Genomic DNA, 21,928 nt, shown 5'->3' on the forward strand with positions numbered 1-21,928 from the left:
ATTACAACTCGTGATAGTACGGGCAGATGTTTTCGTAATGCCCGTCCTTCATTCGAAAACCTTTCGGAATGGTTCCGAGCTGGACAAATCCGAGGCGTTCGTACAGGTGTCGCGCGTGCGTGTTGCTTTCGACGACGGCATTAAACTGCAAGACTCCGAAGCCATGCTTTTTAGCTTGTTCAAGACAGTCCTTCACCAGCTTTTCGCCGATATGCTTGCCCCTGGATTCCGAAGCGACTGCGTAGCTCGCATTTGAAATGTGCCCGCAACGGCCCACGTTATTCGGGTGAAGAATGTATAGCCCGAAAATCTTGTCGTCCTCAACCGCAACGGCGCAGTAGGTCTGTGCGGTAAAGAACTGCTTGCCGCTTTCGGGTGTGAGCAAGTCCTCTTGCGGGAAGGCGATGCCGTCTTCGACCACCTCGTTCCAGATGCGGATCATTGCCGTAAGGTCCGCTTCGTTGTATTGTCTGATAACCATAAAATCAATATAGTTATTCATGGGACACAATTCTGCACTGATTTGCGATAGCAGGATGCTTTTTCATAACCCTTTTTTCTATTTTTTTATATGATGAACAAAATGACAAACATTATTTTTTCTGTACTCCTGGCTTTTGCTGTGGCAACCGTCTATGCAGTCGATGTTTCTGCACCGTCAGGAGCAACGCGTAACCTTACAGCAAATGACTTCTTGCCACACCAAAATAGCGCAAAGGAATTCAACGAAACATGGAGCTACCAGTTTGTATTTGACAACGGCACCCGTGCTTTTGTAAACTACTCCACGCTATATGTTCCGGCGTCCGGCAAAAAAGTTGGCTGCGACCTGACCTTCTGGAATTTCAAGAGCAAGACCCACGCCGTCGGACGCCAGTATCCTCCGGAGCGCCTGAAAGTTCTCAAGGAAAAAACATCCATCGATATCAAAGGTGAATATGCGATGGAAGGCAAGCCCGGCAAGGGCCACCGCGTGTATTTTACCGCCGACAAGGAGGGAAAATTTTTCCTGGATTTGACATTTGAAAGCGCCGAACAGGGCAAGGTCAACGGAGACGGCATCTGGAAAGTCGGCAACGACAAGTTCGCCCAATACATCCATATTCCCTATGGCCGTGTCTCGGGCCGCATCGGCTACAACGAAGACACCATCGCCGTCAAGGGATACGCCTACATGGACCAGACCTGGCAAACGGTACAGGCAACGGATCTCACCATTCGCTCGCTGAATTTCAGCACGAATGCGAGGAACCCGATGTTCGCAGGACGCATCTCGCTCACCAAGGACGGGAAGTCCTTCGGCTATGCGCTCTACAACGACGGAAACGGTTCCAAGGTCGTAATCCCGGCAAGCATCAAGGAAGGCGAAGAAACCTACAACGGGAAGAAGTTCCCCAAGAATCCGCTCGCCATTGAATGGAAAGATGCCTCCCCCATGCTCAGTTTCCCCGTGAACAAGACTTACCAAAAAGCAAGCCTCTTGGACAAGGTAGACGGTTGGATCGCGAAAAAGGCGATGAAGATGGCAGCCGGTGGCGAAGTCCTGTTCTACCGCGGCCGTAGCGATGGAAGCAACGGCAAAAAAATTGACTGGACGGTCACAGGAGTGAAGGACTAATGACCAAGTTCCGCCCCTGCATAGACCTGCACGACGGCCGCGTAAAGCAGATTGTCGGAAGTTCCCTCTCTGACAGCGGAGAAGGACTCAAGACGAATTTCGAGACCGATCGTTCCCCAGCCTGGTTCGCCGAGCTCTACAAAAAAGATGGAATCAAGGGCGGGCATGTAATCATGCTCGGAAAGGGAAACGACAAAGCGGCAAAAGCAGCCCTCGCGGCATACCCCGGAGGATTGCAGGTCGGAGGCGGAATCAACGCCGAAAACGCTCGCGAATATATCGATGCGGGCGCATCGCATGTTATTGTGACAAGCTGGATTTTTCCAGAAGGCAAGCTCGACCGCGAAAGGCTCGAACTGCTATCGGCAACCGTAGGCCGCAAGCATCTCGTCCTTGACCTGAGCTGCAAGCGCACAGCCGACACTTATAGCAATGCAAGGCCCCGTTGGAAGATCGCCATTAACCGTTGGCAAACGCTCATCGAGATCGAGATTACGGCAGAGACGCTAAACGACCTTTCGCGCTATTGCGACGAATTCCTAATTCATGCCGCCGACGTGGAAGGAAAGCAGCAAGGCATGGACGATGAACTTATCGTTTTCCTAGCAGAAAACAGCCCTATTCCCTGCACCTACGCGGGGGGAGCCAAGTCACTTGCCGACCTTGAACATTGCAAAAAAATTTCTAACGGAAAGATTGACCTCACCATCGGATCGGCCCTTGACCTTTTCGGTGGCAAAGGAGTAAAATATGAAGACTGCGTCAGGTTCAACAAAGCTTAAGGCGACCGACGCGCTGGATTCGCGCCCCCATATCTTCGGGCGCACTGTCACGAGCACCTTCAGGAAGATGTTCAGTTTCAGACACCAGCCCCCAGGAAACCTCCGCACCGGCTTGATTCCGCCCGTAGTATTCTTGGCGCTCCTCGTAAACGTTCCCAAGCTCCTTAAGCTACGCTTCTATTTAAAGCAGGAACGCAAAAAGCGTCCCGCCGACGACGTGCGCATCCTTTTCTACTCTGACAACCTGGACGAGACAAACGGAATCGCAAACAACCTGAGAAACGTGATTCCCTACATGCGCGCCCACAACATGAAGGCTTTCCTTGCGGGAAGCGCGTTCAACACGCGCCCCTGCGGTGTCGTCGAAAACAGCTACTGTATTTTGCTTCCGCGCCTGTTCAGCATGGAACAGCTCGGGTACGCGAACAGCGAACTCGCCATTCCGCGCATAGGCCCCATTCTACGACTGCTCAAACGCTACCCTGTCGACCTCATCGAACTTGAGACGCCGAGTCCCGGTGCCTGGCTCGTATGCTTCTGTGCAAAGGTTGCGGGCATCAAGGTATTCAGCCACTACCGCACCGACGTGCCCACCTACACGCGCACGCTTGTAAAGGCAAAGTGGATGTACTATTTCGTGCTTTGGCTCATGAAAACCTTCTATGGCATGACCAAACCCGTCGTAAGCCCCTGCAAGGACTACGCAGACATTCTCACCTCGCAACTGAAAGTTCCCAAGAACCAGGTCCAGATTCTACCCCGTGGACTCCCGCTCGAAAAATTCTCGCCCGACCTGCGCGGCAAAGGCGTGTGGGAACAGTTCAACGGCACCGCAGCATCGGCACAAGCCGAGCGCAAGGTGCGATTCTCGTTCATCGGTCGAATCTCGAAAGAAAAGAACCTGGAATTCCTGAACAGCGTGTGGAAAAAATTCGCGGCCAAGCACAATGATGTGGAACTCATGTATGTTGGTTACGGCTGGTATCTCGAAGAAATCAAGAAGTTCTTCGAAGGCGACAGCAGCGTGCACTTTGCCGGAGAACAGGGCGGCGACACTCTCGCAAGCCTCTACGCAGATTCAGACTTTTTCCTATTCCCGAGCGTAACCGATACTTTCGGAAACGTCGTGGTCGAAGCCATGGCGACGGGGACACCCGCCCTCGTAAGCGACTATGGCGGTCCCCACGACATCGTGATGGACAACGATGCCGGGCACATTCTCCCCATCGAAGAAAACGCCTGGCTCGATGCGCTGGAAGAAAGCCGACGTCTCTATCTCGAAGAACCGGAAGCATACCGGAAAATGCGCGAGACCGCATACGAACGCACGCGCAAATACACGATGCAGAGTTCCACCAGGGCTCAGTTCGAGTATTTCAGGAAACTGAAGAAAGAAGCCTACGGGCTATAAAAAGCAAAAGTATCGCCTAGCGGCCGCCGACGAGGATCTGATCGACCTTAATGCTCGGCTGTCCCACGGTCACGGGCACATGTCCCGAAGAGGCTCCGCAGACTCCCGCAGCCAATTCCCAGTCACTCCCGACCATGCTGATGCGCGGCATAATTTCGTGCCCCTTGCCGATGAGAGCAGCCCCGCGCACAGGTTCGCAAATCTTGCCATTGCGGATGACATAGCCTTCGTCGACCGCGAAATTGAACTCGCCCGTCGCAGGGTTCACGGAGCCGCCTGCCATGCGAGCTGCATAGAGACCATTGTCGACGCTCGCAATCATGGAATCGAGCGTATCCTTGCCAGGTGCGATAAACGTGTTTCGCATGCGGCTCACGGGCGCATACTTGTAGCTTTCGCGACGGGCAGACCCCGTGCGGGCAATCCCCACTTCGGCAGCGCCCACGCGGTCGCTCATGTAAGTTTTCAAAATACCATTCTCGATAAGAGTCGTGCGCTGCGTGGGCATCCCTTCGTCATCGAACTTGAGACTTCCCCACACGCCATCGAGCGTGCCGTCGTCAATGGCTGTAAGGCACGGTTGGCCAATAGCCTCACCGAGTTTACCACAGAAGGGACTAGCACCACGACGCACCGCTTCCGTTTCGAGCGGATGGCCGCACGCCTCGTGGAAAATTACACCACCAAAGCCGTTACCCATCACCACGGGCATCTGACCGCCTGCAATGTAGCCTGCATCGAGCATACGCACGACGCGTTCGGCACAGACAGTCGCCAATTCCTCCGGAGAGTAATTATCGAGAAGTTCGTAGCCGCCAAGTGCGCCCGGAGCTTCGTGCGTCGTTAATCTCTCGGTTCCATCCGTCGCCGTGACCGTTACGTTCACACGGAGACGAGAACGATCCAGAACGAGATTCAAGCCCTCGCTGTTCATGAGCGTTATCATGGAACAGGAATCCGTTACCGAAGCGCCCACCTGGGCTACCTTGTCCGAAATTTTACGAGCAGCATTGTCGGCACGGAAAAGAAAATCTTGCTTGACCGCCTGCCCAAGCACGCGAGGATCGCGGAACGCATCCGCATTAAAATCCGCCACGCGCTTCCGAGGTGCAAATTCTACAGGTTTCGCCGACATGCCGGCGATACGTCCAAAAGCAAGCGTCTGCACCAATTTGACCAAAGCATCTTCGCTATCATCGCTCGTAAAGCCGTAAAGGACCTCGGTCCCGTACAAGAGGCGAATGCCGATACCGTATTCTGTCCCTGCCGTTGCAGTCTCTATATGGCGATCCTTAAGTCCAAGAGATGAGCTACGGGTTTCTTCTTCGAAAATTTCGACAAAGTCGGCGCCGGCAGCCTTGCCCGCCTCGAAAATCTTGACAGCGACTGACGGATTCACTTTAAACCTCGCCGTTCATCTTCTTGCGCACGGGGATTCCCGCAGCAAGCATTTCCTTCTTGATTCCGGGAACCGTGTAGTCGCCGAAGTGAACCATCGAAGCAACCAGCGCCGCATCGGCAGAAGTCTTGCGGAACAAGTCCACGATATGCGTCGGAGTACCTGCGCCACCGCTCGCAATCACCGGCACCTGCACGGCTCGCGCCACCTGGTCGGTGATGTTGAGTTCGTAGCCGTTGCGCACGCCGTCGGTATCAATGGCGTTCAGGCAAATCTCGCCCACGCCCAAATCTTCGGCCTTTTTCGCCCACTCGACAGCATCGATGCCCATCGCCTGGCGACCGCCACGGATATACACCTCGTAGCCGCTTTTGAACTTGTTCGAAACACCCACGAACTTGGCGTCCATGCCGAGCACCACGCACTGGCGACCAAACGCCTTCGCGCCGTCGGCTATGATTTCGGGATGCAGCACGGCAAGGCTGTTCACGCTCACCTTCTCGGCACCTGCGAGCAGGGCTTCGTGCATGTCGTCGAGGTTGCGGATTCCGCCACCTACGGCAAACGGAATAAACACGCGCTTAGCAATCTGGCGTATCATTTCCATGTCGCACGGGCGGTTCTCGGCGCTCGCTGTAATATCGTAAAAAACGAGCTCGTCCACGCCATCGGCACTATACTGCGCACCCATTTCTACGGGGTCGCCGATATCGATATTGCCCTTGAACTTGACGCCCTTCGTCACCTTACGGTTGCGGACATCGAGGCAAACAATCAGACGTTTTGTCAACATGGAACTACAGGTTCCTGTCGATGACGGCCTTGACGGTCGCCTTGGGCACGGCACCCACCACGTTTCCTACTTCTACGCCGTTCTTGAACAGCTTCATGTTCGGGATGTTCGTGATGCCGAAGCGGGCGCAAATGTCCTTCGCACCATCGCTGTCCACGTCCATCTTCGCGATAATGGCCTTGCCGTTGTATTCGTCGGCAAGTTCATCGATAATGGGCCCCATCATCATGCACGGACGGCACCAGGTTGCCCAGAAATCCACAAAAACAAGCTGACCAGAAGAAATGGCCTTGTCAAAATTTTCAGCAGTCAAATGTATTGCCGGCATAAAAATCTCCGTTTTTGTGGATAAAAATAGAAAATTCTAGGCTAGAAAGCAAAGCCCATGGAGAAGTTCAGATCGAAACCAAAACCGTTTCCGGCAATTTCCTCGGCATCTTGAGCATCGCTGGCAGAACCCGACATTACCGTATAACCCATACCGACATCCATGGCCATGACGAAGCGCCCGCTCGTATACTTATAACCGCCATAAACAACAAAGACAAACGCATTCACGGCAGCCTCCTTGTCATCGTCATGATCATATTTGTAAGTGTACTCCATCGAAACATGTTCATAGCCAATCTGCGGGGAGACGTACCAACCACGATGTCCTTCTCTAAAATAGTACCTGACACCTTCATAGAGGCCAACCAAGAACATGCTGATCGATTCGTCTTTATCCGAAACGTCCAGCCACATCAATTCCGGACGGGACACCAGGGACAAGTGGGCGCCAAGATTATTTTCGACCGTCGCAATAATCGAAGGCATTCCAATAAGAGAGAAAATAGCCATCGATATCGGGTGAATGGACACGGACATGGAGTAGTCGTCCGACGGAGCCGAAGCGGCCGGAGCGGTCTGGCTAGACTGAGGGGCGCTATTTTCGGCGGAAGAACCTTCCCATTCGTAATCGTCCTCTGCATTCGCGAGAACAGCGACAAGGAGGGAAGCGGCAATGATTCGTTTGAACATTTTGATCTCCTTCTAGTAAAGAATGGTTAAATATGTTATCAAATATAGTAATAAATCAATAGAACAAGCGCATCTCGTCAACCCAGAGAGTAGCCCCGACAGTCCCCTTGTAGAGATTTCCGAGCGCACTGGATGCCACGACAACGCGGATATGCGTCACGTCAAAGTCATCCGGGGTTTCCGTCTGCACCATATGGTTGTCGATTCCGGCGGAATTCTTGAGGTTCTTGTTAAAAGCGCTAGAATTGAAAATCGGCGACCCTTCTAGGGGGGGGCCATACTTGAGCGCAAGGCGGATAGTCTTGTAGCCATCGCGTCCGGCATCGGTAATGGAGACCACATCCGGGTCATCCTCGCTCTCGACCGTCGTCGCGCGGTACCATGCAGAGGCCACCATCGTGTTCACGTCGCTGGACGTGCGGTACTGGTTCTTGCCCTCGTTGCTCGTGCGGCTGCGGTGTTCGAGAATCACGTAGAGGTCACAGGAATCCTTCTTGCCCTCGTACTTCACGTCGAATTCCACAAACTTCGGGCGACCGTAGAACGGCCTGCCAAAATCTATGAGTTCGTTGCCGTCGTCGTAGCTGGTCAACTTGAGCGTGCCTACGCCCTTGGGATTGAAATAGCCGATAAACATGTTGCCACTCGCAAAGCGGCCTATGCCTAAAACAGTCGCATTTATCGATTCCATCTTGATAACTTCTTCATCCTCGTTCACAGTAAGAGTCTTGGTCGACGAAATGGCGGAGTTGTTGCCATTGTCCCAGCCGTCGATATCGTTCTTGTTGCCAAAGTCATCCTTCGCCCAGTGGTTGAAATCGCTGCCCGGATACTGGTAGCCCGCCTTCACGGTGTAGGTTCGCTCAGCATCGTCATTAGAAAGAGTCACCTTCAATCCACGCGAAAAGTCGTAGGACTCGCCCACCTTAACACTTGCCGTAGCGCCATCCGAAAGATCCAAGCCCTTGATTTCGAGGTCACGCAAGTCCAAATCAATTGCATAATCCATATTCAGGAAAACCGTACCGGCATCCTGGTCGATTTCGCCCTCGACCTCTCCCGCGCCGGCAATAAACCTGAGGAGTTTCGGGGCATTCGCTGGCACCTCCACTGACGAGGAGGATTCCGGTTCCTCGCCACTCGCCGAAGACTTTCCACTGCTTGCAGAATCGCCACCCTTTGAAGAACTGCTAGACGTCTCCTTCTTCGCGCTACTCGAAGAATCATCCTTATCGGAATCTTTTGCCGAAGACGATGACTTGCTAGAGCCTTTTGCCGAAGAGGACGACTTGTCCGATTCCTTCTTTTCGGGAATTTCAAACGCGATCTGCCACAAGTCGGGAATACCGCTTTCGGAAACAACCACCACATAGACAATCCCGCTCGAAGGAATGCGAATCTTATCGCCTTCGCGCAAGCGTTCCTTCGCATACGAAACCTCCTGTGAAAGCGAATCCAATGCAGCGGAATCCTGCGGGAACTCCTTGAACTTGCTGGTGACGAGATGGAGCGTCGCCATGGAGCTTATATCGAGATTGCCAATAGCCACAGAATCCCAGGTATCGAGACTGTCGGGAATCTCGGCGAGAGTCACCATAATCTTGTGTTCATCGGGATAGACCGCCGCATTGCCATCCTGTTCCTCAAAGGCAATCTCGTTCATCTTCCGGTAATCAGAAGTTCCAAACGTGTCGTAATCGGCGGTACAACCGAACAAGACGGCACTCAGGAAAGCCGTCAAAATCCATTTCAGAGAAAGCCTATTCTTAAACGTTTTCATCCCTTTCTCCTAGTATATCAGTTTAAAGTCATCCAGCACAAGCGCCGAATTTTCGCCACCACGATACTTGTCATCATTGCCCAGCGTCCCGCCACTCACGACATGAGCGTATGCGGAAGAAGCGAACATCACATGAATCGCGACCACATCCTCGTCACCCTTGCCAAGCGAAAGGCCTTCCGCGACGGGGTATTCTCCCGAAAGCAGCCCGAACGGATCCTTGCCGTAAGAAAGATTCACCGTACGGTTTTTCATATCCACGCTCGCATCGTCCGAGAACGCCCCCGTAGCCACGACCTTGCCGTTCTTCCCCACGAGCATCACGTAAACGAGGCTCTTTTGAGGGTAATCCGAAGATTTTCCAGTCTCATGATGGTAAGAATACCTCAATTCGAAGGCAACCGGACGCGCAGTAAAGGGCTTACCGAAACTCATGTCATTTGCAATGTAAGAATCGCCTGTCGAAGGTGTACCTCCGTCAGAGCCCTGCTCATAAATATCCAGCGCCGTCTCGCCTGCGTATTCCCCGCTAAAGTAGAAACCGCCCGCCATCTTCCAGCTTCCATCAATAAACAAGAATGAGCCTTCCACTTCGCGGGTCGTAACAGTCGCCATACCGCCATCGAATTCAAGATTCGCCTTCGAAGAGACCTTTATGGCGGCAGACGTTGTCTTCGTCGCCATTGCATCGCTCGTTGTAGCCCAGAAGTCGTTGCGGGCGCTAAAGTCGGAACCGGGCAGCTGCACTCCGGCAACCACGCTGTAGGTTGCAACCTTCCCTGAATCATCCGCAAAATCCATCGTTACCCTACGGCGCAGGTCGTTCACCGTATCGAGAGGCAGGAGAGTGACCTTCGAAAGGTCTACTCCATAGGGCAGTTCCACATACACGAGCGAATCTTTCACCGTCACAGTTCCTTTAGCGACAGAAAGTTCAGAAAGTTTCACCGCCTCGCTGGAACTAGACTCCGGCATTTCACTGCTCGACGATTCCTCGGCAGAACTGGATTCAGGCATCTCGCTGGACGACGACTCTTCCTCCGACGAGCTCGATTCCTCACTAGAAGAACTTTTTGCCGATGACGAAGATTTTTCACTTGAAGAACTCGACTTCGCCTTTACACTACTCGAGGATTTTCTTTCAGGCAATCTTATCGTCCAGACCGCAACGACACGGTTCGCATCATCAAGGACGACTATCCGGAGCCCCTCGTCATCAAGTTCAAGTTCTGTACCTGTATTTACGGGATTGTCCCAGTCAATTTCGGGATCTACCGGATCGTCGTCGAGCGCGAGATAGCACTTGCTGCCGCCAAGGGCCGCAATATTATCGACCGTAAACGAATTTAGCCCATCGGGAAGCACAATCAAGTGCGACTCGATGTCGATTTTGGCATCGTCTACATCTTCAAAGAGCTCGGACATGTCCGGCGCAGCAACTGGAACTTCCGGGGTCTCCGTACAGGCGTTCAACCAAAGGGCAAAAGCGCACAGGACGCCCGCACCCAGCAATTTCTTCCATTGAAAAGCAAACCGCATTGGAACCTCCTAGAAGAACGTCACCAGCGAGAACTTGAGCGCCAGGAGGTTGATTGTAAAATTGACGACATTATATACGACACGGCTCTTTGTTTCGTCATTTTCTTCCACATCGATGATGCTTGAGCTAAGCCCCAGAAGTCCCACCGATGTTTCAAAAGCAATGCGGTTCAACACCATGATGCAGATGCCCGGATTTATACCCGCTTCGATGGACCAGCCCGTATTGCGGGTTTTCTTCAGGTCTTCGCCGTCATCCGTCTGCGAGATTCCGTAGGAATACTCCACCAAAACGGAAGTCTCGTTGAAGAGGTAGAAAATGCGCGAATCCAGCACCTTCAGGTAATTTTTCAAAAGCGGCTGCACAAAGAAGCCGTTGCTCACGTACTTGCGGCGCTCCTTCACGTCCATCAGGTCTTCCAGAAGCGAGAAATCGACATCGAACCAAGTGCGAGAATAGCCCGCTCGCAAGCCAAGCGCCATCGCATCGCGGATAAAATAGCCCCCGAATCCCTCTACCGTGAACGTGTATCCGTAAGCGTCATACACATCGCCGATAAGAATGTTCAAGGCATCGTCTTCCGTATTCGCCTGAATCAGCGAAAGTGTTGCGCCCGCATAAAAATTCCCTTTTGCAATCGACTCGTCCGGTTCAACCGGGAAAAGGGCACCCAGAAGGCCCGATTTCTTTGCAGGCTTTAGTTCCTCGGTCTGCACGGGAACTACGGCCTGGGCAGAATCCGAAACCTTTTCCTGGGCAAACACGGGGAAAAAGGCCAAAAGAAATACGACAAAGGCGGCTTTTCTCATACCCCTAAATTTACCTTTTTACAAGGCAATGAGAAAGAGCCTCAAAATTATCTGTGAGAAATTTCAACTAATCTGGTGTATTTTCGGCATCCCTGACGCAACGGACTGCATAACCCATGCGTTTATCGAAGGATTGCCCCTTGAATTCATTGACATGAAGGTACCAGTCAACGGCCGACCTTGAATTCGAAGATGTCGCGCTCCAGTAGTGGGCGTTTTCTCCGCTGGAATAAGCCCTTCCTTCACGACCATCCATCTCCCCCGACGGAACCGCTCCAAAACCGTAGGCGTCCGTCCCGCGAGGTACCGCCCACATTCTTGACCCGGGATAAATTCCAACAACGGACTGCAGCAGCAGCCACTCATCATCCGTCGGCACGTGGAATCCCGCAGGGCAAATTCCGCGAACAGGGCTATCGAGCGAGCAATCCTTTTCATACCCGCATTCTTCTTCTGTCTTCCCCATTGCTGCATGCCACAGGTAAAGCGCCCCACGCACTTTGCAATTTTCGGGGTCATCCTGCCAGCAGAATGTGGAACCCTTGAGGACGGGCGTTTCCGTGCTGTCGACGTACCTCAGGTTTTCCGCCATCCAGACCTGCGTGCCAATTTCCACCACACGATAAACTTCACCATCACGCTCGTCCGTGAAGGTTTCCAGGTCATCGCGGAACACATAGCCCTCGCTACTCGAAGATTCCGCAAGCGTTTCGTTCGACGACGATGAAAAGCACGAGTAGTCACACGAATACTGAGGACGCGAAGAAGAAGACGACTTTTCCGAACTGCTCGAAGATTCCTCAGGTATGATATACTTGTCGAGTTTAACCTCGCCCGAATCGGCAACGCAACGGAGCGCATACCCATACGACTTTCTGTAGCTTTGGCTATAGAAATTGGAATCTCTGCCGCAGCGGTAATATTCGTACGCAGCCTCGGCATTCGCCTGTGACGCCGTCCAGTAGCGGGCACAGTTGTCCATCGTGGTTTTGCTTCCATGTTCACCGGTCGGGGCAGAGGGGAATCCGAGATAGCTATCGAGAGGCACGCCCAACGCGACAGCTTCCTTCAAAAGGAAATCCCATTCATCATTGGAAGGAACATGCCAGCCTTCCGGGCAGATACCCCTATGCGGGTAGGAAACTTCGCAGAGAGAATAGGCACATTCCGGAACATCCATCACAGCGGCGAAGTCGTACAGATAACCGTCTTTTCCGCAATCATCCCCAGAACCGATGCACCAGCTGTAAGATTTGAGAGCCGGAGACGCCGCCGTATCGTTGTACCGCAGGTTGTCCACCATCCAAATCTGCGGCCCTACCGTAAGGACGCGGTAGACGTTGCCATCGCGCTTGTCCGTGAATGCGTTCAACCCTCCCTCAGCCACATACGATACATCTATTGTGTACGAAGACGATGACCGTTCCATGAAAGAACTTGAGCTCGAATATACCCTTCTTGAAGAAGACGACCCCTCATGCGAGCTAGGCCGTTCCGGTATTTCAAATTCGACATACTTGTCGAGTTTGACTTCGCCCGAATCGGCAACACAGCGGACCGCAAAGCCATTGTCCTTCGTGCTTTCAATATGAAAGAAATCCGCAAGGCCATCCTCGAGCAACCACACGAAAGCTTCGTTGCTTGCCCTGGCCGACGACGTCCAGTAATAAGAGTCGACATCATCTATCAACAAGTCCTCGTCCGCATAGTACATGCCCGTAGGCGACCAGTCGAATCCGGGATACTCCACAAGTAACGAATCCTGCCCAGCGGCAAAATCGAACAGTTCCTGCCATTCGTAATTCTCGGCGACATGCCAGCCCTCGGGACAGATTCCACGGTGCGGATAAACAACATCGCATTTCGATTTCGCACACGACGAATCGAGCATCACAGCCGCCCAGCTATAAAGAAAGCCTTCCTTTTCGCATTTCTTTTTGTCACCGGACGCGCACCAGGAATTATCCTCGAGAATCGGGTCGGCCTTGACATCCCGGTACCTGAGATTTTCGGCCATCCACATCCGGCCATCCACCTCGACAACGCGGTAGACGTTGCCATCGCGCTTGTCCGTAAAGGCATTGTATTCATCATTATTGCCACCTTCACGGGGATTCGACGGGCCGTCACCTCCATCACAGGCCAGAAGCAGGAACGCACCCCCGATTAGCGCCGGGAAAAGCAACTTGCCGAGTTCATTACGCATAAAGTCCTCCTATCAAACAATTCAAATATATATAATAGGCAAGGACAAAGGTCTACTTTTTCTTGTATCTCAGATAAAGGCCCTCTATTTCGGAACGAAAGGCCTTGAAAAGAGACAAACCGTCAAGTCCGTCAGCAAAATATTCCACTTCAAGCGATTCCGGGGACTGCACATCCGCATTTTCCATATCCGTCGTCATCTGGATGTAATTCGACGGATCGGCAACGACAACGACGAGCATCGTCCAGTCGGCGGCAACAGGTTTCGTAAGCTCCGCGACAAAATCGATTACCAGTTTTCCCTTCGACAGTTCCGCCTTGAAATTCTTGATGCGGGAAACCTTCAAGAAGTCCGTCCCCGCCTGCACGTAGTTGAAATAGTTTTGCTGCTTGATGGGGTCAAGGATTGCGGATTCGAGTATCTTCGCTTCGCTTGTCGAAATTTTCCCGTCTTTATCCTGGTCGGCGGAAGCCATCATCCCGGCGCTATACATCTCGTCGTAGACCCAGCGGTTCTCGACTCCCGTAAAACCGGACGCATCAAAAAGCGCCTTTACCGTAATATCGGCAAACACATGCGGATGCGCATGGGCCAGCACCGCAAATGCCAAAAAAAGAAGGAGCGCCGACAGGCGCCCCGTGCGAAAAAGACTAGAAGACAAAGACAACTCCCGCCACCAGAAGGCCGATTCCGAGCGCCCCAAGCCCTATGGCGACACCGCCCTTGACATCGCCCTGCTTGTTCAAGTCGTGATTGTCCTTGATGAGACGCTGCGCCTTCTCGCTATCGAACACGGAACGATCATACTCGTGCTTCTTGTCGGCCGCATCGCCCCAGTTGCGTTCAGCCAAGTACCAGAGGATGCCACCCGCGACAATCGGCGCGATGGAACTGAGCAGGAACACCTTACCTATGCGGCGGTCGCTGCGCTTCTGGTTGAATTCCCTCTGTCCCTGGATGTACTCGACATCGTCGATAGACTGGAGTTCGACATTGATGAAGTTCGGCATGAACGCCTTGACTTCAGTCGTGATGGTCGTATCGCGGTAACCCACCTTGCGGAAAAACAGTTGCAGCTGCGGCTGCGGCTTGATTTCGTCCACCACCACGTCGGTCACGTAGTCGGGCATGTGGTTCACCGAAGGTTCCTCGCCGATATAGACCTCGACCGCCTCGGGGTTCGTATTGAGCGTAAGCCTCGTCGACGGGCGCTCCACGGCGATATCCACCTTGTTCAGGCTGTCCGCGTTGATCTTTACCGTCTGCGTACCCCACCATTCCACGTCGCGCAGCACCCTCATCACGGAGATGGTGTACTTGCCCGGCTTGATATTCTTGATGGTATCGGGCGCCACCTGATGGAGCGGGATGCCGTTCACGAAGAGCGAGCACGCTTCCGGATTCGACGTCACGAACAGGTTCGCGTTTCCTGCAGGATAAAGTTCGATGGTCTCCTCTTCTTCCTTGACGACCGGGACCACGTAATTCGAAAGCGAAAGGTCAATCATCACCTTGTCTTCGAGGTTGTACAGGCGCTTGAGGTCAAGCCTGAAAATCTTGATGTAGGGGTTTTCGACAACGTTCGCAAGGCTGTCCTGGATTTCACGTTCGCGGATTTCGGCCTCGACCTTCGCTACCTCTTCCATCTTGAGGCGCTTTTCTTCCTTTTCGAGGGCAGCTTCAAGATCGTCTTCGGCATCGGCGGCAATCTCGGCAGCCTTCGCGGCCTCGGCGGCGGCAATGGAATCGGCAGCGGCAGCAGAATCGGACTTCGCGGCCAGTGAATCCTTCACGGCATCGGTCATGATGATTTCGGCGGGCTTCGCGGGTTCGGCCTTGTCGTCATCCTCGAACTCGTCTTCTTCCTCGACCTTCTGGCCGTTGCTTTCCTGGAGTGCGACAGCCTCCTGCTCGTTGATTTCCTCGAAGATTTTCTTCGTAGATTCGTCCAGGGCCCTCAGATAGACAGTATCCTTCTCAATCTTTACAAAGATGGCCTCCTGCTCCACGGAATCGCCAATAATCCAGTAGCGGACAGGCACCTCGCGGGTCGTAGCCGTATCGGCTTTGGCCGGAACAGAAGATACAGGAGCGGCAGGGCTCTCGGTAGCAAACGCCAGGGCAGCAGCTAAGGACACAACAAAAAACACGAAAGGAGCAAATCGTTTCAGCATAGTCTAAAGATATATAAAAAAAGCCAAACTAGGGAGCCTTTTCGAGTTTTGCGCAATAAATAGGGCCGCGTCCTTCGCAACGGTCAGGCAAAATGTGGACGCCGAATTCCGTACGGTCGGCGCCGGAGGGCAGTTCCGCTATCTGCACGCTACGCATCGAGGGCCGCTTTTTGAGAATTCGCTTCACCACGTCGTCGTTTTCCATGGGCGAAAGTGCGCAGGTCCCGTACACGAGCGTTCCGCCGGGTTTCAGGGCATCGATTGCCGAAGCCAGGAGCCCGCCCTGTTCCACCGCAAGGCGCTTTACGCGCTTTACCGACCACACCTTGAGATGTTCCGGCGAATTCAGCACATGGCGGTCCGAAGAACAAGGGGCGTCGAGCAAAATCTTGCTGTAGGATTCCTTGCGGTGGAGCCCGAACTTCACGCCATCGTAGCCCGAGACCGAGACTATCTTGCGCCACTCCTCGGGGAGCGAATTCTCGATGACATGCGAAAGCCGTAGGCGCCTGTCGGGAGAACGATCATTGCTCTGCAAAAAGCCTTCGCCCTTGAGCATGGAGGCAAGCACAAGCGTCTTTCCGCCGGGAGCGGCGCACATGTCGAGCACGCTGTCTCCGGGACACACCCCCAGGGCGCGGGCCGCGAATACGGACGCCTCGTCGAGATAGTAGGGTTCGAGGCTCTCGCCAAAGCGGAGCTCCGTGGCCTTTCCCTCCCCCTTCAGGGATTCGAGCAGTGCGGGCCAGCGGTCGCCGAAAAGATTGGAAAAGTAGTCGAAGAACTCCATTTTTACCAAAAATAAAAAACCTCTCGGGCGAGAGGTTATTGAGCTACCAGGATTCGAACCTAGACAAACAGAGTCAGAATCTGTTGTGCTACCATTACACCATAGCTCAGTGTGGGCACAACTTTAGAAAAATTTCTTCAGCCGTGCAAGGGGTAAATTCAATTATTTTACAGATTTCGGCAAAGCGGGCGGGGTATAGGTCATTCCCTGCCATTCCAGCACGTCCCCTTCGGGGAGGTTCACAAAAACGCTCACCACATACTCGTCGAAAGCCATTTCGGCATCCTGGAGCGTCGAAATGACCTTCGCATCGCCGGAATAAAGCACCAGTTCCTGTTCCCCAGACGGGATTTCGGCAATGGACAAAGGCTTGCACGTCACCGCGCGGACAAAATGGGCGGTTCCCTTCGCTCCGATAACGACGCTATTCATCATGCAGTTGTCCGACTGGCTGGAATCCTGCTTGTCGATAACCAGGGCTATCCGGCTGTTGAGTCCCGACGGCTTGGAAAGTTCGACCGTACCAAGGTCCAAGGTGTCTTCCAGGTCCTCGACTTCCGACTTCATCACGTAGCGGCTGAGCCCCATCCCCGGCACCTTGCCCACCGCGCGGAACTCCACGCGGAAGCTGTCGGCGGGAATTTCGGACGGGACCGGCAGCCACCAGCGTCCCAGACTGTCGGTCGTGGTCTCGGCGACAAATTCGGAGACATCCCCTGCAAAGCCAAAGCCGAAGAGATCCGTAATCGCCATGACCTCCACTCCGGCACACTCCTTAGCATTCTTGCAGGCTACACGGCCGGAAATGCGCGAAACGGGCGTTTGTTCTTCCGGCTGGTTCATCAGGGAATCCACTTCGGACTCGGTGCTCCAGAGGAACGGCCCCGTAAGGAGCGTATCGCCAGGTTCGACCTCGACAGAATCCATGTTCCACACGCGGTAGATGAGGCTGTCGGCAACGCCCGAATCCTTGAGCTTAGCCACGATCTGCGGGTCGCCCGGGCAGAACCCGAACCACCACGTGCCGGCAGGGATCATCATGGAGAAGGAATCTCCCGCGAACACGCTCTGCGTGAACGGCATGCCGGGCATGTACACCATAAAGTGCGACCCGACCGGCACCGCAGGCTCGGTCACTTCCTCGTAGAAAAGCACTCCGCCGAACACGGCCGCCTTTTCGAGCTTGATCTTTTCGAAATCTTCCTTGGACGCCGCCGTTACGCGCGGCATGTAGGAGATTTCTTCTGCATCCTCGTCCACGACAGCAAGCTGGAACGTGTCGGCGATAGCGGAATCGAACGCGAACACGCCCGCCGTATCCGTCCGGACTTCGACAAATTCGGGAACGGAAAGATTTTCAGATTCATCGTAGATACGCGCCATGCGGACCACGGCATTCTTCGCATACGAGCCGTCCGTCCGGACAACAGAGCCCGAAACTTCCGCCGTTATCATGTTCTCGGTATCGGTCGCCGTGCCGGCAACCTTATCCCCATCGGAGCAGGCGCAAAGAGCAACCGCCGAAGCGAAGGCAATCTTCAAAAAGTTCTTCATGTTGCGTCCTCCACGTCCTCCACGGACTTCGAAGGTTCCCTCTCCTTGCTGAGGGGGAAAAACTGAACATTCAACTCACACACCATGGATTCACCACTATCCGACCGTACAATATCCAAGATTTCCTTGCGGAACACGTCTATCTTGTTGATGATGCGCTCCAGGCCCTCGGCCGAGACACTCATCGTAGTACAAGATACATTTCTGCGTTCGGTGCTATAATGGTCAAGAGCGTTTTTCGCAAGGTCAATCATCTGTTTCTGGAACTGGTGACCGAAAAGCGGGGCGATTTCGCGGCCGCTCGATATGGTCTTGTTCACCGAGCGGTAGAACCCGTCTTCGGCCAGGTCGATAAGGCCGAGACCGAGCAGGAGCTGTACGGCCTGCTTCGCCTGCGGGAGCGAAATTTTAGGATTCAGGAAGAGCGCCACCTCCTGAATGTTCTTCTCGTTGATGTTCAATACCGAAAGCGCCTCGCGGACAGCCACGTAGTACCACTTGCTATAGTATTCCTGCTGGTTCCGGGTGAGCGTCTTGACAGTGCGGGGCAAAAGTGCCGACATCTGGTCGAAGATCTGCTGCTTGGACGCCGGAGTCGTCGCGTGCGTAAAATCCACCATCAGGGTAAAATAGCGGCTTTCGCGTTCGTTCAGGCCGAGCGCCTTGATAAACTTGGGCAACATCTGCGGGGTGAGCGACTTGCGGCCACGGATGAGGTCGAGATAGAGTCCGGACGACGAGTAGCCCGCCTTTTTCGCGAAGGACCGGTACGAGAAGTAGCGCTGGACGGACTTACGGTACTCGTAATAGTCCTGCAGGTACTTCCTGTAATTGTAGTAGGCGTAGACGTTCATTGTTTACAAAAATAATTTTTTATTTTCTCGGGAACACCCCCCTTTTGCGATTTTTGGTAAAATTTGCGATATTTGTCAAATTTTGGGTAAAAAAGAACACTTCGAGAACACTTTTCGTATTCCACCTATACCCTTTGCCAAAAAATTTGGATATATTTGGGGAACACCCAATCCCATCCCTCGGACCTTCGCTGATACTCCTAGCGAAGGTCCTTTTTTTCGCCACCCTTATTTCTATATTTGCGCGCATGGACATCAAGAAGAGCGCTACCGGAATCGCATTCCGCATTTTACGTCTTGTGGGAATCCTCGCCGTCATCTACGTGAGCATGGTTTTCTACCTCGCGCTTACCGAACGCCGGAACGCCTTCCCGAGAGCCATCACGCACAAGGAAGCGCGAGAGGCCATCGCAAACAGCGCTAAATCCATCACCTGCACCACCAAGGACGGAATTACGCTCGAAGGCTGGACCATCGGCAATTCGGTCGCACCCTTACTGCTCTATTACCCCGACGCAAACGAGGATGCAGCGCAGTTCCTCGCCGAGGCCCAAGGTCAAAAAGGGTTCTCGCTCGCCGCATTCAACTACAGGGGCAGCGGTTCGAACAAAGGAACGCCCTCGCAGGAGGCATTCGAGGCCGACGCGAAGGACATCGCCGAATGCGCAGCACAAATCGGCGGTAAATCTCCAGAATTCCTTGCAGGACGTGGAACCGGAGCCATTCTAGCCGCCGAACAGTTCAACGGAAACGGGAACCTGCTCCTTATCGACCCCGCCATGAGCATTGCCGACGCTATCGGGGCAAAATACCGCTTTCTCTATCCGAAGTTTTTGGTGCGTGCCGATGTAAAAATGCCGACAGAGAAGCTAGAAAAGTTCGGGAAGCGCACCACAATCCTTCTGGACCGCAGTTTTAGCCGTGATGCAAATCACACGTTCAAAAGCCGTTTCGGCGGTCTAAACTCCTTGGAAAGAGGCGAAAAAAGCTTCGCAGAAATCCTCCTCTACTGGATTACTCAATCGTATTAAAACGCCTCCAGTCCCTTATTTTATAAGGGTTTTTATAGGAAACGTTATTTAATGAAACAACGTAATGTGCAAAATAGTTTTCATGCAAAAATACAAGAAAGTGAAATACCTCACATTCCGCTTTTTTGAACAACCGCTTGACAAAAGCCCCTTATTTTGTTTATCTTTTATATGGGGTGAAGAAATAATCAAATAAAATAAGAGGTGTATAATGGACTCTATCAACGTCAAAATGGACATCCGCGGATTCATCCGCTTCTCCAACGAAGCTGTCAAGGAACTCAAGCTCGACAAGAATCCGTATGCGGATCTTGAAATCGATGTCGTCGGCAAGCGCATCGCCGTGACCCCGAGCAAGACACTCAAGCCCACATCCTTCCGCTTCATGCCGAACGGTGCCGGCTACCTTCTCTACTTCAAGGGTGCCATGAACGCCACCGGCTTCCAGATTGTCACCGGAAGCTACACCATGGTCAGAGAAGGCAACAAGTTTGTATTCACGGGCAAGGCCCCCGCCAAGAAGAAGGGCGCATGGGAAATCATCGCCTGCCGCAATTCCGTCGGCATCCCGATGCTCTCCATCGACTCCCGCGGCACCATCATTTTTGACAAGCGCACGAGCACTGCCGTCGAAACGGCCAAGAACGACACCATGATCGCCGAATACGACATGGCGAAGAAGACCTTCAAGCTCACCTTCAGCAAGAAGGGCTTCATCAACGTCCGCACTATTGCAAGCCATGCGAATGCCTCCTTCATGGGCACGCTCTCCTCTCACGGAATCGCGCTTCCGAAGAAGAGCTTCCGCACCGAATGCAAAATCGACGGCAAGGTCGTCACCTTCAGCGTTGCGGCTCTCGTCGCCGAACAGAAGGCCCTTGAAAAAGCGGCAAAGGCAAAAAAGTAAACAACTAGGCGGTAGCCATGATTGACGTTCTCAAGGCATTTTACAGCGTTCACTACAATTTCGGCATCCTCGCCATAATCATCCTGTTGATCGGCATCCTCTTCGCGACGAAGAAAATGTGGATTTTCCTTGCGATTACGGTAGTTATCGTGCTCGTCATGAACGTTGCCTTCTACAAGATGACCGATGGGAAATCCTGGACCATCGAACCTGCAGTCGTCAAGACCGAGTTCGGCGAGACCAAGGGTTCTCCCATGACGTTCGATGTCAAAAAGAACTGGGTCAACGAAGAAGGTGTCATTGTGGATCGTGGCGACACCATCCACCACTGGTGCTGGGTCGACCAGATCTGGGAAAATTTCTCGGAGACCGATGTCATCGGAGCACTGTGGGGCGAAAACAAGAGCAAGAAGATGATCAAGGCGTCTGAATCGCACGGCGAAGGCGTCGGCGAATAGCGAATCGCTACCATTCCTGAAGTTTCAACGCACCTTCTTCCATCTGGAGGAAGGTGCGTTTCCATATCCATTCCCCGGGAGAGGCGACCACGCCGCCCTCGACATCCCAAACGCCCGCGATATGGTGGTGGCCGTGGACGCAGAAGTCGCAATTATTGCGCTTGAGGATGGACTTGCCCCAACCCAGGTATTCCTGGAGGTTGATTTTACGGGACTCGCCGATTTTCCGACTGTTGCGGCCCACAAAACGCGCGAGCGCCATGCCCCAATCCGGGTGAATTTGTTTGAAAAGCCAGCGGTTCAGCGGGAAGTCGAGCACGCGCCGCATGATGCGGTAACCGAAATCGGATTTCGCGACACCATCGCCGTGATGGAAATAAACGCGCTTGCCCTGGATTTCAAGGACAAGGCTCCTGTGGACCTGAACACCCAGCGCCTTCGGGAAGAAATCCCCGTAGGCAAAGTCGTGGTTCCCGCGCAAGACGTGCACCTCGCAGCCCGCCTGGACAAGTTCACGGAGCGTGAAGAAGAGTTCCATGTGGTTCTTGTTCACGTAGTCGCTGTACTCGTACCAGAACTCGAACAGGTCGCCCACGACAACCAGGTGCGACGCCTTGCCCTTGATGGAGGCGAGGAAGTCCACGAGCATCTTCTCGCGGTCGGGCAACGCTCCAGGAGGGTTTACCCCCAGGTGGGCATCGGATATGAAGTAGGCACAGGATTCCATTGTAGAAGAATATAGTAATTAGTTGGCAGAGCGCAGAACTTAGTTGGCAGAGCGCTGAACTTAGTTGGCAGTAGG

21 protein-coding genes and 1 tRNA gene are annotated in these 21,928 nt (G+C 53.4%); 6 read left to right on the plus strand and 16 right to left on the minus strand.

The window, feature by feature from the left end; translation table 11 throughout:
- Window position 1 precedes the first annotated feature (1 nt).
- On the minus strand, window positions 2-481 hold the full coding sequence (locus B4B27_RS12710; RefSeq protein WP_290727016.1) for a GNAT family N-acetyltransferase: 480 nt from the start codon (window positions 479-481) through the stop codon (window positions 2-4).
- Window positions 482-583: 102 nt separating this feature from the next.
- On the opposite strand from B4B27_RS12710, the gene B4B27_RS12715 reads away from it, so the two are divergent.
- Genes B4B27_RS12715 through B4B27_RS12725 form a run of 3 tightly spaced genes read left to right on the plus strand, consistent with a single transcriptional unit; the run spans window position 584 to window position 3,811 of the window.
- Window positions 584-1,618 carry a hypothetical protein gene (locus tag B4B27_RS12715; protein WP_290727017.1) on the plus strand — a complete coding sequence of 345 codons (1,035 nt, stop codon included), beginning with the start codon at window positions 584-586 and terminating at the stop codon, window positions 1,616-1,618.
- Window positions 1,618-2,400, plus strand: coding sequence for a phosphoribosylformimino-5-aminoimidazole carboxamide ribotide isomerase (hisA, locus tag B4B27_RS12720; protein WP_290727018.1), 783 nt, complete (start codon window positions 1,618-1,620; stop codon window positions 2,398-2,400). Before B4B27_RS12715 ends, hisA begins: the two co-directional genes overlap by 1 nt.
- Window positions 2,369-3,811, plus strand: coding sequence for a glycosyltransferase (locus B4B27_RS12725; RefSeq protein ID WP_290727019.1), 1,443 nt, complete (start codon window positions 2,369-2,371; stop codon window positions 3,809-3,811). Before hisA ends, B4B27_RS12725 begins: the two co-directional genes overlap by 32 nt.
- Before the next feature lie 16 nt (window positions 3,812-3,827).
- Here B4B27_RS12725 and B4B27_RS12730 read toward each other — a convergent pair whose 3' ends face one another.
- From B4B27_RS12730 to B4B27_RS12795, 14 genes are all read right to left on the minus strand, one after another.
- Window positions 3,828-5,210 carry a TldD/PmbA family protein gene (locus B4B27_RS12730; protein WP_290727020.1) on the minus strand — a complete coding sequence of 461 codons (1,383 nt, stop codon included), beginning with the start codon at window positions 5,208-5,210 and terminating at the stop codon, window positions 3,828-3,830.
- Between the two features lies 1 nt (window position 5,211).
- Window positions 5,212-6,003 (minus strand): imidazole glycerol phosphate synthase subunit HisF, encoded by a 792-nt coding sequence (gene hisF, locus B4B27_RS12735; RefSeq protein ID WP_290727021.1) that lies wholly within the window; start codon window positions 6,001-6,003, stop codon window positions 5,212-5,214.
- Between the two features lie 4 nt (window positions 6,004-6,007).
- On the minus strand, window positions 6,008-6,331 hold the full coding sequence (gene trxA, locus B4B27_RS12740; protein WP_072808313.1) for a thioredoxin: 324 nt from the start codon (window positions 6,329-6,331) through the stop codon (window positions 6,008-6,010).
- A 41-nt stretch (window positions 6,332-6,372) separates the two neighbouring features.
- Complete coding sequence (locus B4B27_RS12745) at window positions 6,373-7,023, minus strand: DUF3575 domain-containing protein (RefSeq protein ID WP_290727022.1); 651 nt, start codon at window positions 7,021-7,023, stop codon at window positions 6,373-6,375.
- Window positions 7,024-7,078: 55 nt separating this feature from the next.
- Window positions 7,079-8,803, minus strand: a complete 1,725-nt coding sequence (locus B4B27_RS12750; protein WP_290727023.1) for a PCMD domain-containing protein — start codon at window positions 8,801-8,803, stop codon at window positions 7,079-7,081.
- A gap of 9 nt (window positions 8,804-8,812) precedes the next feature.
- Window positions 8,813-10,342 (minus strand): PCMD domain-containing protein, encoded by a 1,530-nt coding sequence (locus B4B27_RS12755; protein ID WP_290727024.1) that lies wholly within the window; start codon window positions 10,340-10,342, stop codon window positions 8,813-8,815.
- A gap of 9 nt (window positions 10,343-10,351) precedes the next feature.
- Window positions 10,352-11,152, minus strand: coding sequence for a hypothetical protein (locus tag B4B27_RS12760; RefSeq protein ID WP_290727025.1), 801 nt, complete (start codon window positions 11,150-11,152; stop codon window positions 10,352-10,354).
- Window positions 11,153-11,219: 67 nt separating this feature from the next.
- On the minus strand, window positions 11,220-13,358 hold the full coding sequence (locus B4B27_RS12765) for an FISUMP domain-containing protein (protein WP_290727026.1): 2,139 nt from the start codon (window positions 13,356-13,358) through the stop codon (window positions 11,220-11,222).
- A gap of 52 nt (window positions 13,359-13,410) precedes the next feature.
- Window positions 13,411-14,061 carry a DUF1007 family protein gene (locus tag B4B27_RS12770; RefSeq protein ID WP_349678256.1) on the minus strand — a complete coding sequence of 217 codons (651 nt, stop codon included), beginning with the start codon at window positions 14,059-14,061 and terminating at the stop codon, window positions 13,411-13,413.
- Window positions 14,009-15,532 (minus strand): hypothetical protein, encoded by a 1,524-nt coding sequence (locus B4B27_RS12775; RefSeq protein WP_290727027.1) that lies wholly within the window; start codon window positions 15,530-15,532, stop codon window positions 14,009-14,011. Before B4B27_RS12775 ends, B4B27_RS12770 begins: the two co-directional genes overlap by 53 nt.
- A 28-nt stretch (window positions 15,533-15,560) precedes the next feature.
- Complete coding sequence (locus B4B27_RS12780) at window positions 15,561-16,322, minus strand: RNA methyltransferase (RefSeq protein WP_290727028.1); 762 nt, start codon at window positions 16,320-16,322, stop codon at window positions 15,561-15,563.
- 38 nt (window positions 16,323-16,360) lie between these two features.
- Window positions 16,361-16,431 (minus strand) — tRNA-Gln (locus B4B27_RS12785).
- Between the two features lie 53 nt (window positions 16,432-16,484).
- Window positions 16,485-17,876 carry a carboxypeptidase regulatory-like domain-containing protein gene (locus tag B4B27_RS12790; protein ID WP_290727029.1) on the minus strand — a complete coding sequence of 464 codons (1,392 nt, stop codon included), beginning with the start codon at window positions 17,874-17,876 and terminating at the stop codon, window positions 16,485-16,487.
- Window positions 17,873-18,730: a TIGR02147 family protein gene (locus B4B27_RS12795; RefSeq protein ID WP_173381927.1), complete on the minus strand. Its 858-nt coding sequence runs from the start codon at window positions 18,728-18,730 to the stop codon at window positions 17,873-17,875. Before B4B27_RS12795 ends, B4B27_RS12790 begins: the two co-directional genes overlap by 4 nt.
- Before the next feature lie 248 nt (window positions 18,731-18,978).
- On the opposite strand from B4B27_RS12795, the gene B4B27_RS12800 reads away from it, so the two are divergent.
- The 3 genes from B4B27_RS12800 to B4B27_RS12810 all read left to right on the plus strand — a co-directional run bounded on the left by B4B27_RS12800 (window position 18,979) and on the right by B4B27_RS12810 (window position 21,126).
- Window positions 18,979-19,761: an alpha/beta hydrolase gene (locus B4B27_RS12800; RefSeq protein WP_290727030.1), complete on the plus strand. Its 783-nt coding sequence runs from the start codon at window positions 18,979-18,981 to the stop codon at window positions 19,759-19,761.
- 211 nt (window positions 19,762-19,972) lie between these two features.
- The gene (locus B4B27_RS12805) at window positions 19,973-20,668 is read left to right on the plus strand and encodes a hypothetical protein (RefSeq protein ID WP_173365191.1); all 696 of its coding nucleotides are present in this window, start codon (window positions 19,973-19,975) and stop codon (window positions 20,666-20,668) included.
- A gap of 17 nt (window positions 20,669-20,685) precedes the next feature.
- On the plus strand, window positions 20,686-21,126 hold the full coding sequence (locus B4B27_RS12810) for a hypothetical protein (protein WP_173365192.1): 441 nt from the start codon (window positions 20,686-20,688) through the stop codon (window positions 21,124-21,126).
- Window positions 21,127-21,133: 7 nt separating this feature from the next.
- On the opposite strand, the gene B4B27_RS12815 is transcribed toward B4B27_RS12810, so the two are convergent.
- Window positions 21,134-21,853, minus strand: coding sequence for a UDP-2,3-diacylglucosamine diphosphatase (locus tag B4B27_RS12815; RefSeq protein ID WP_290727031.1), 720 nt, complete (start codon window positions 21,851-21,853; stop codon window positions 21,134-21,136).
- Window positions 21,854-21,928 lie beyond the last annotated feature (75 nt).

It is taken from the genome of Fibrobacter sp. UBA2449 (genome assembly GCF_002342555.1).
GTDB lineage: Bacteria > Fibrobacterota > Fibrobacteria > Fibrobacterales > Fibrobacteraceae > Fibrobacter.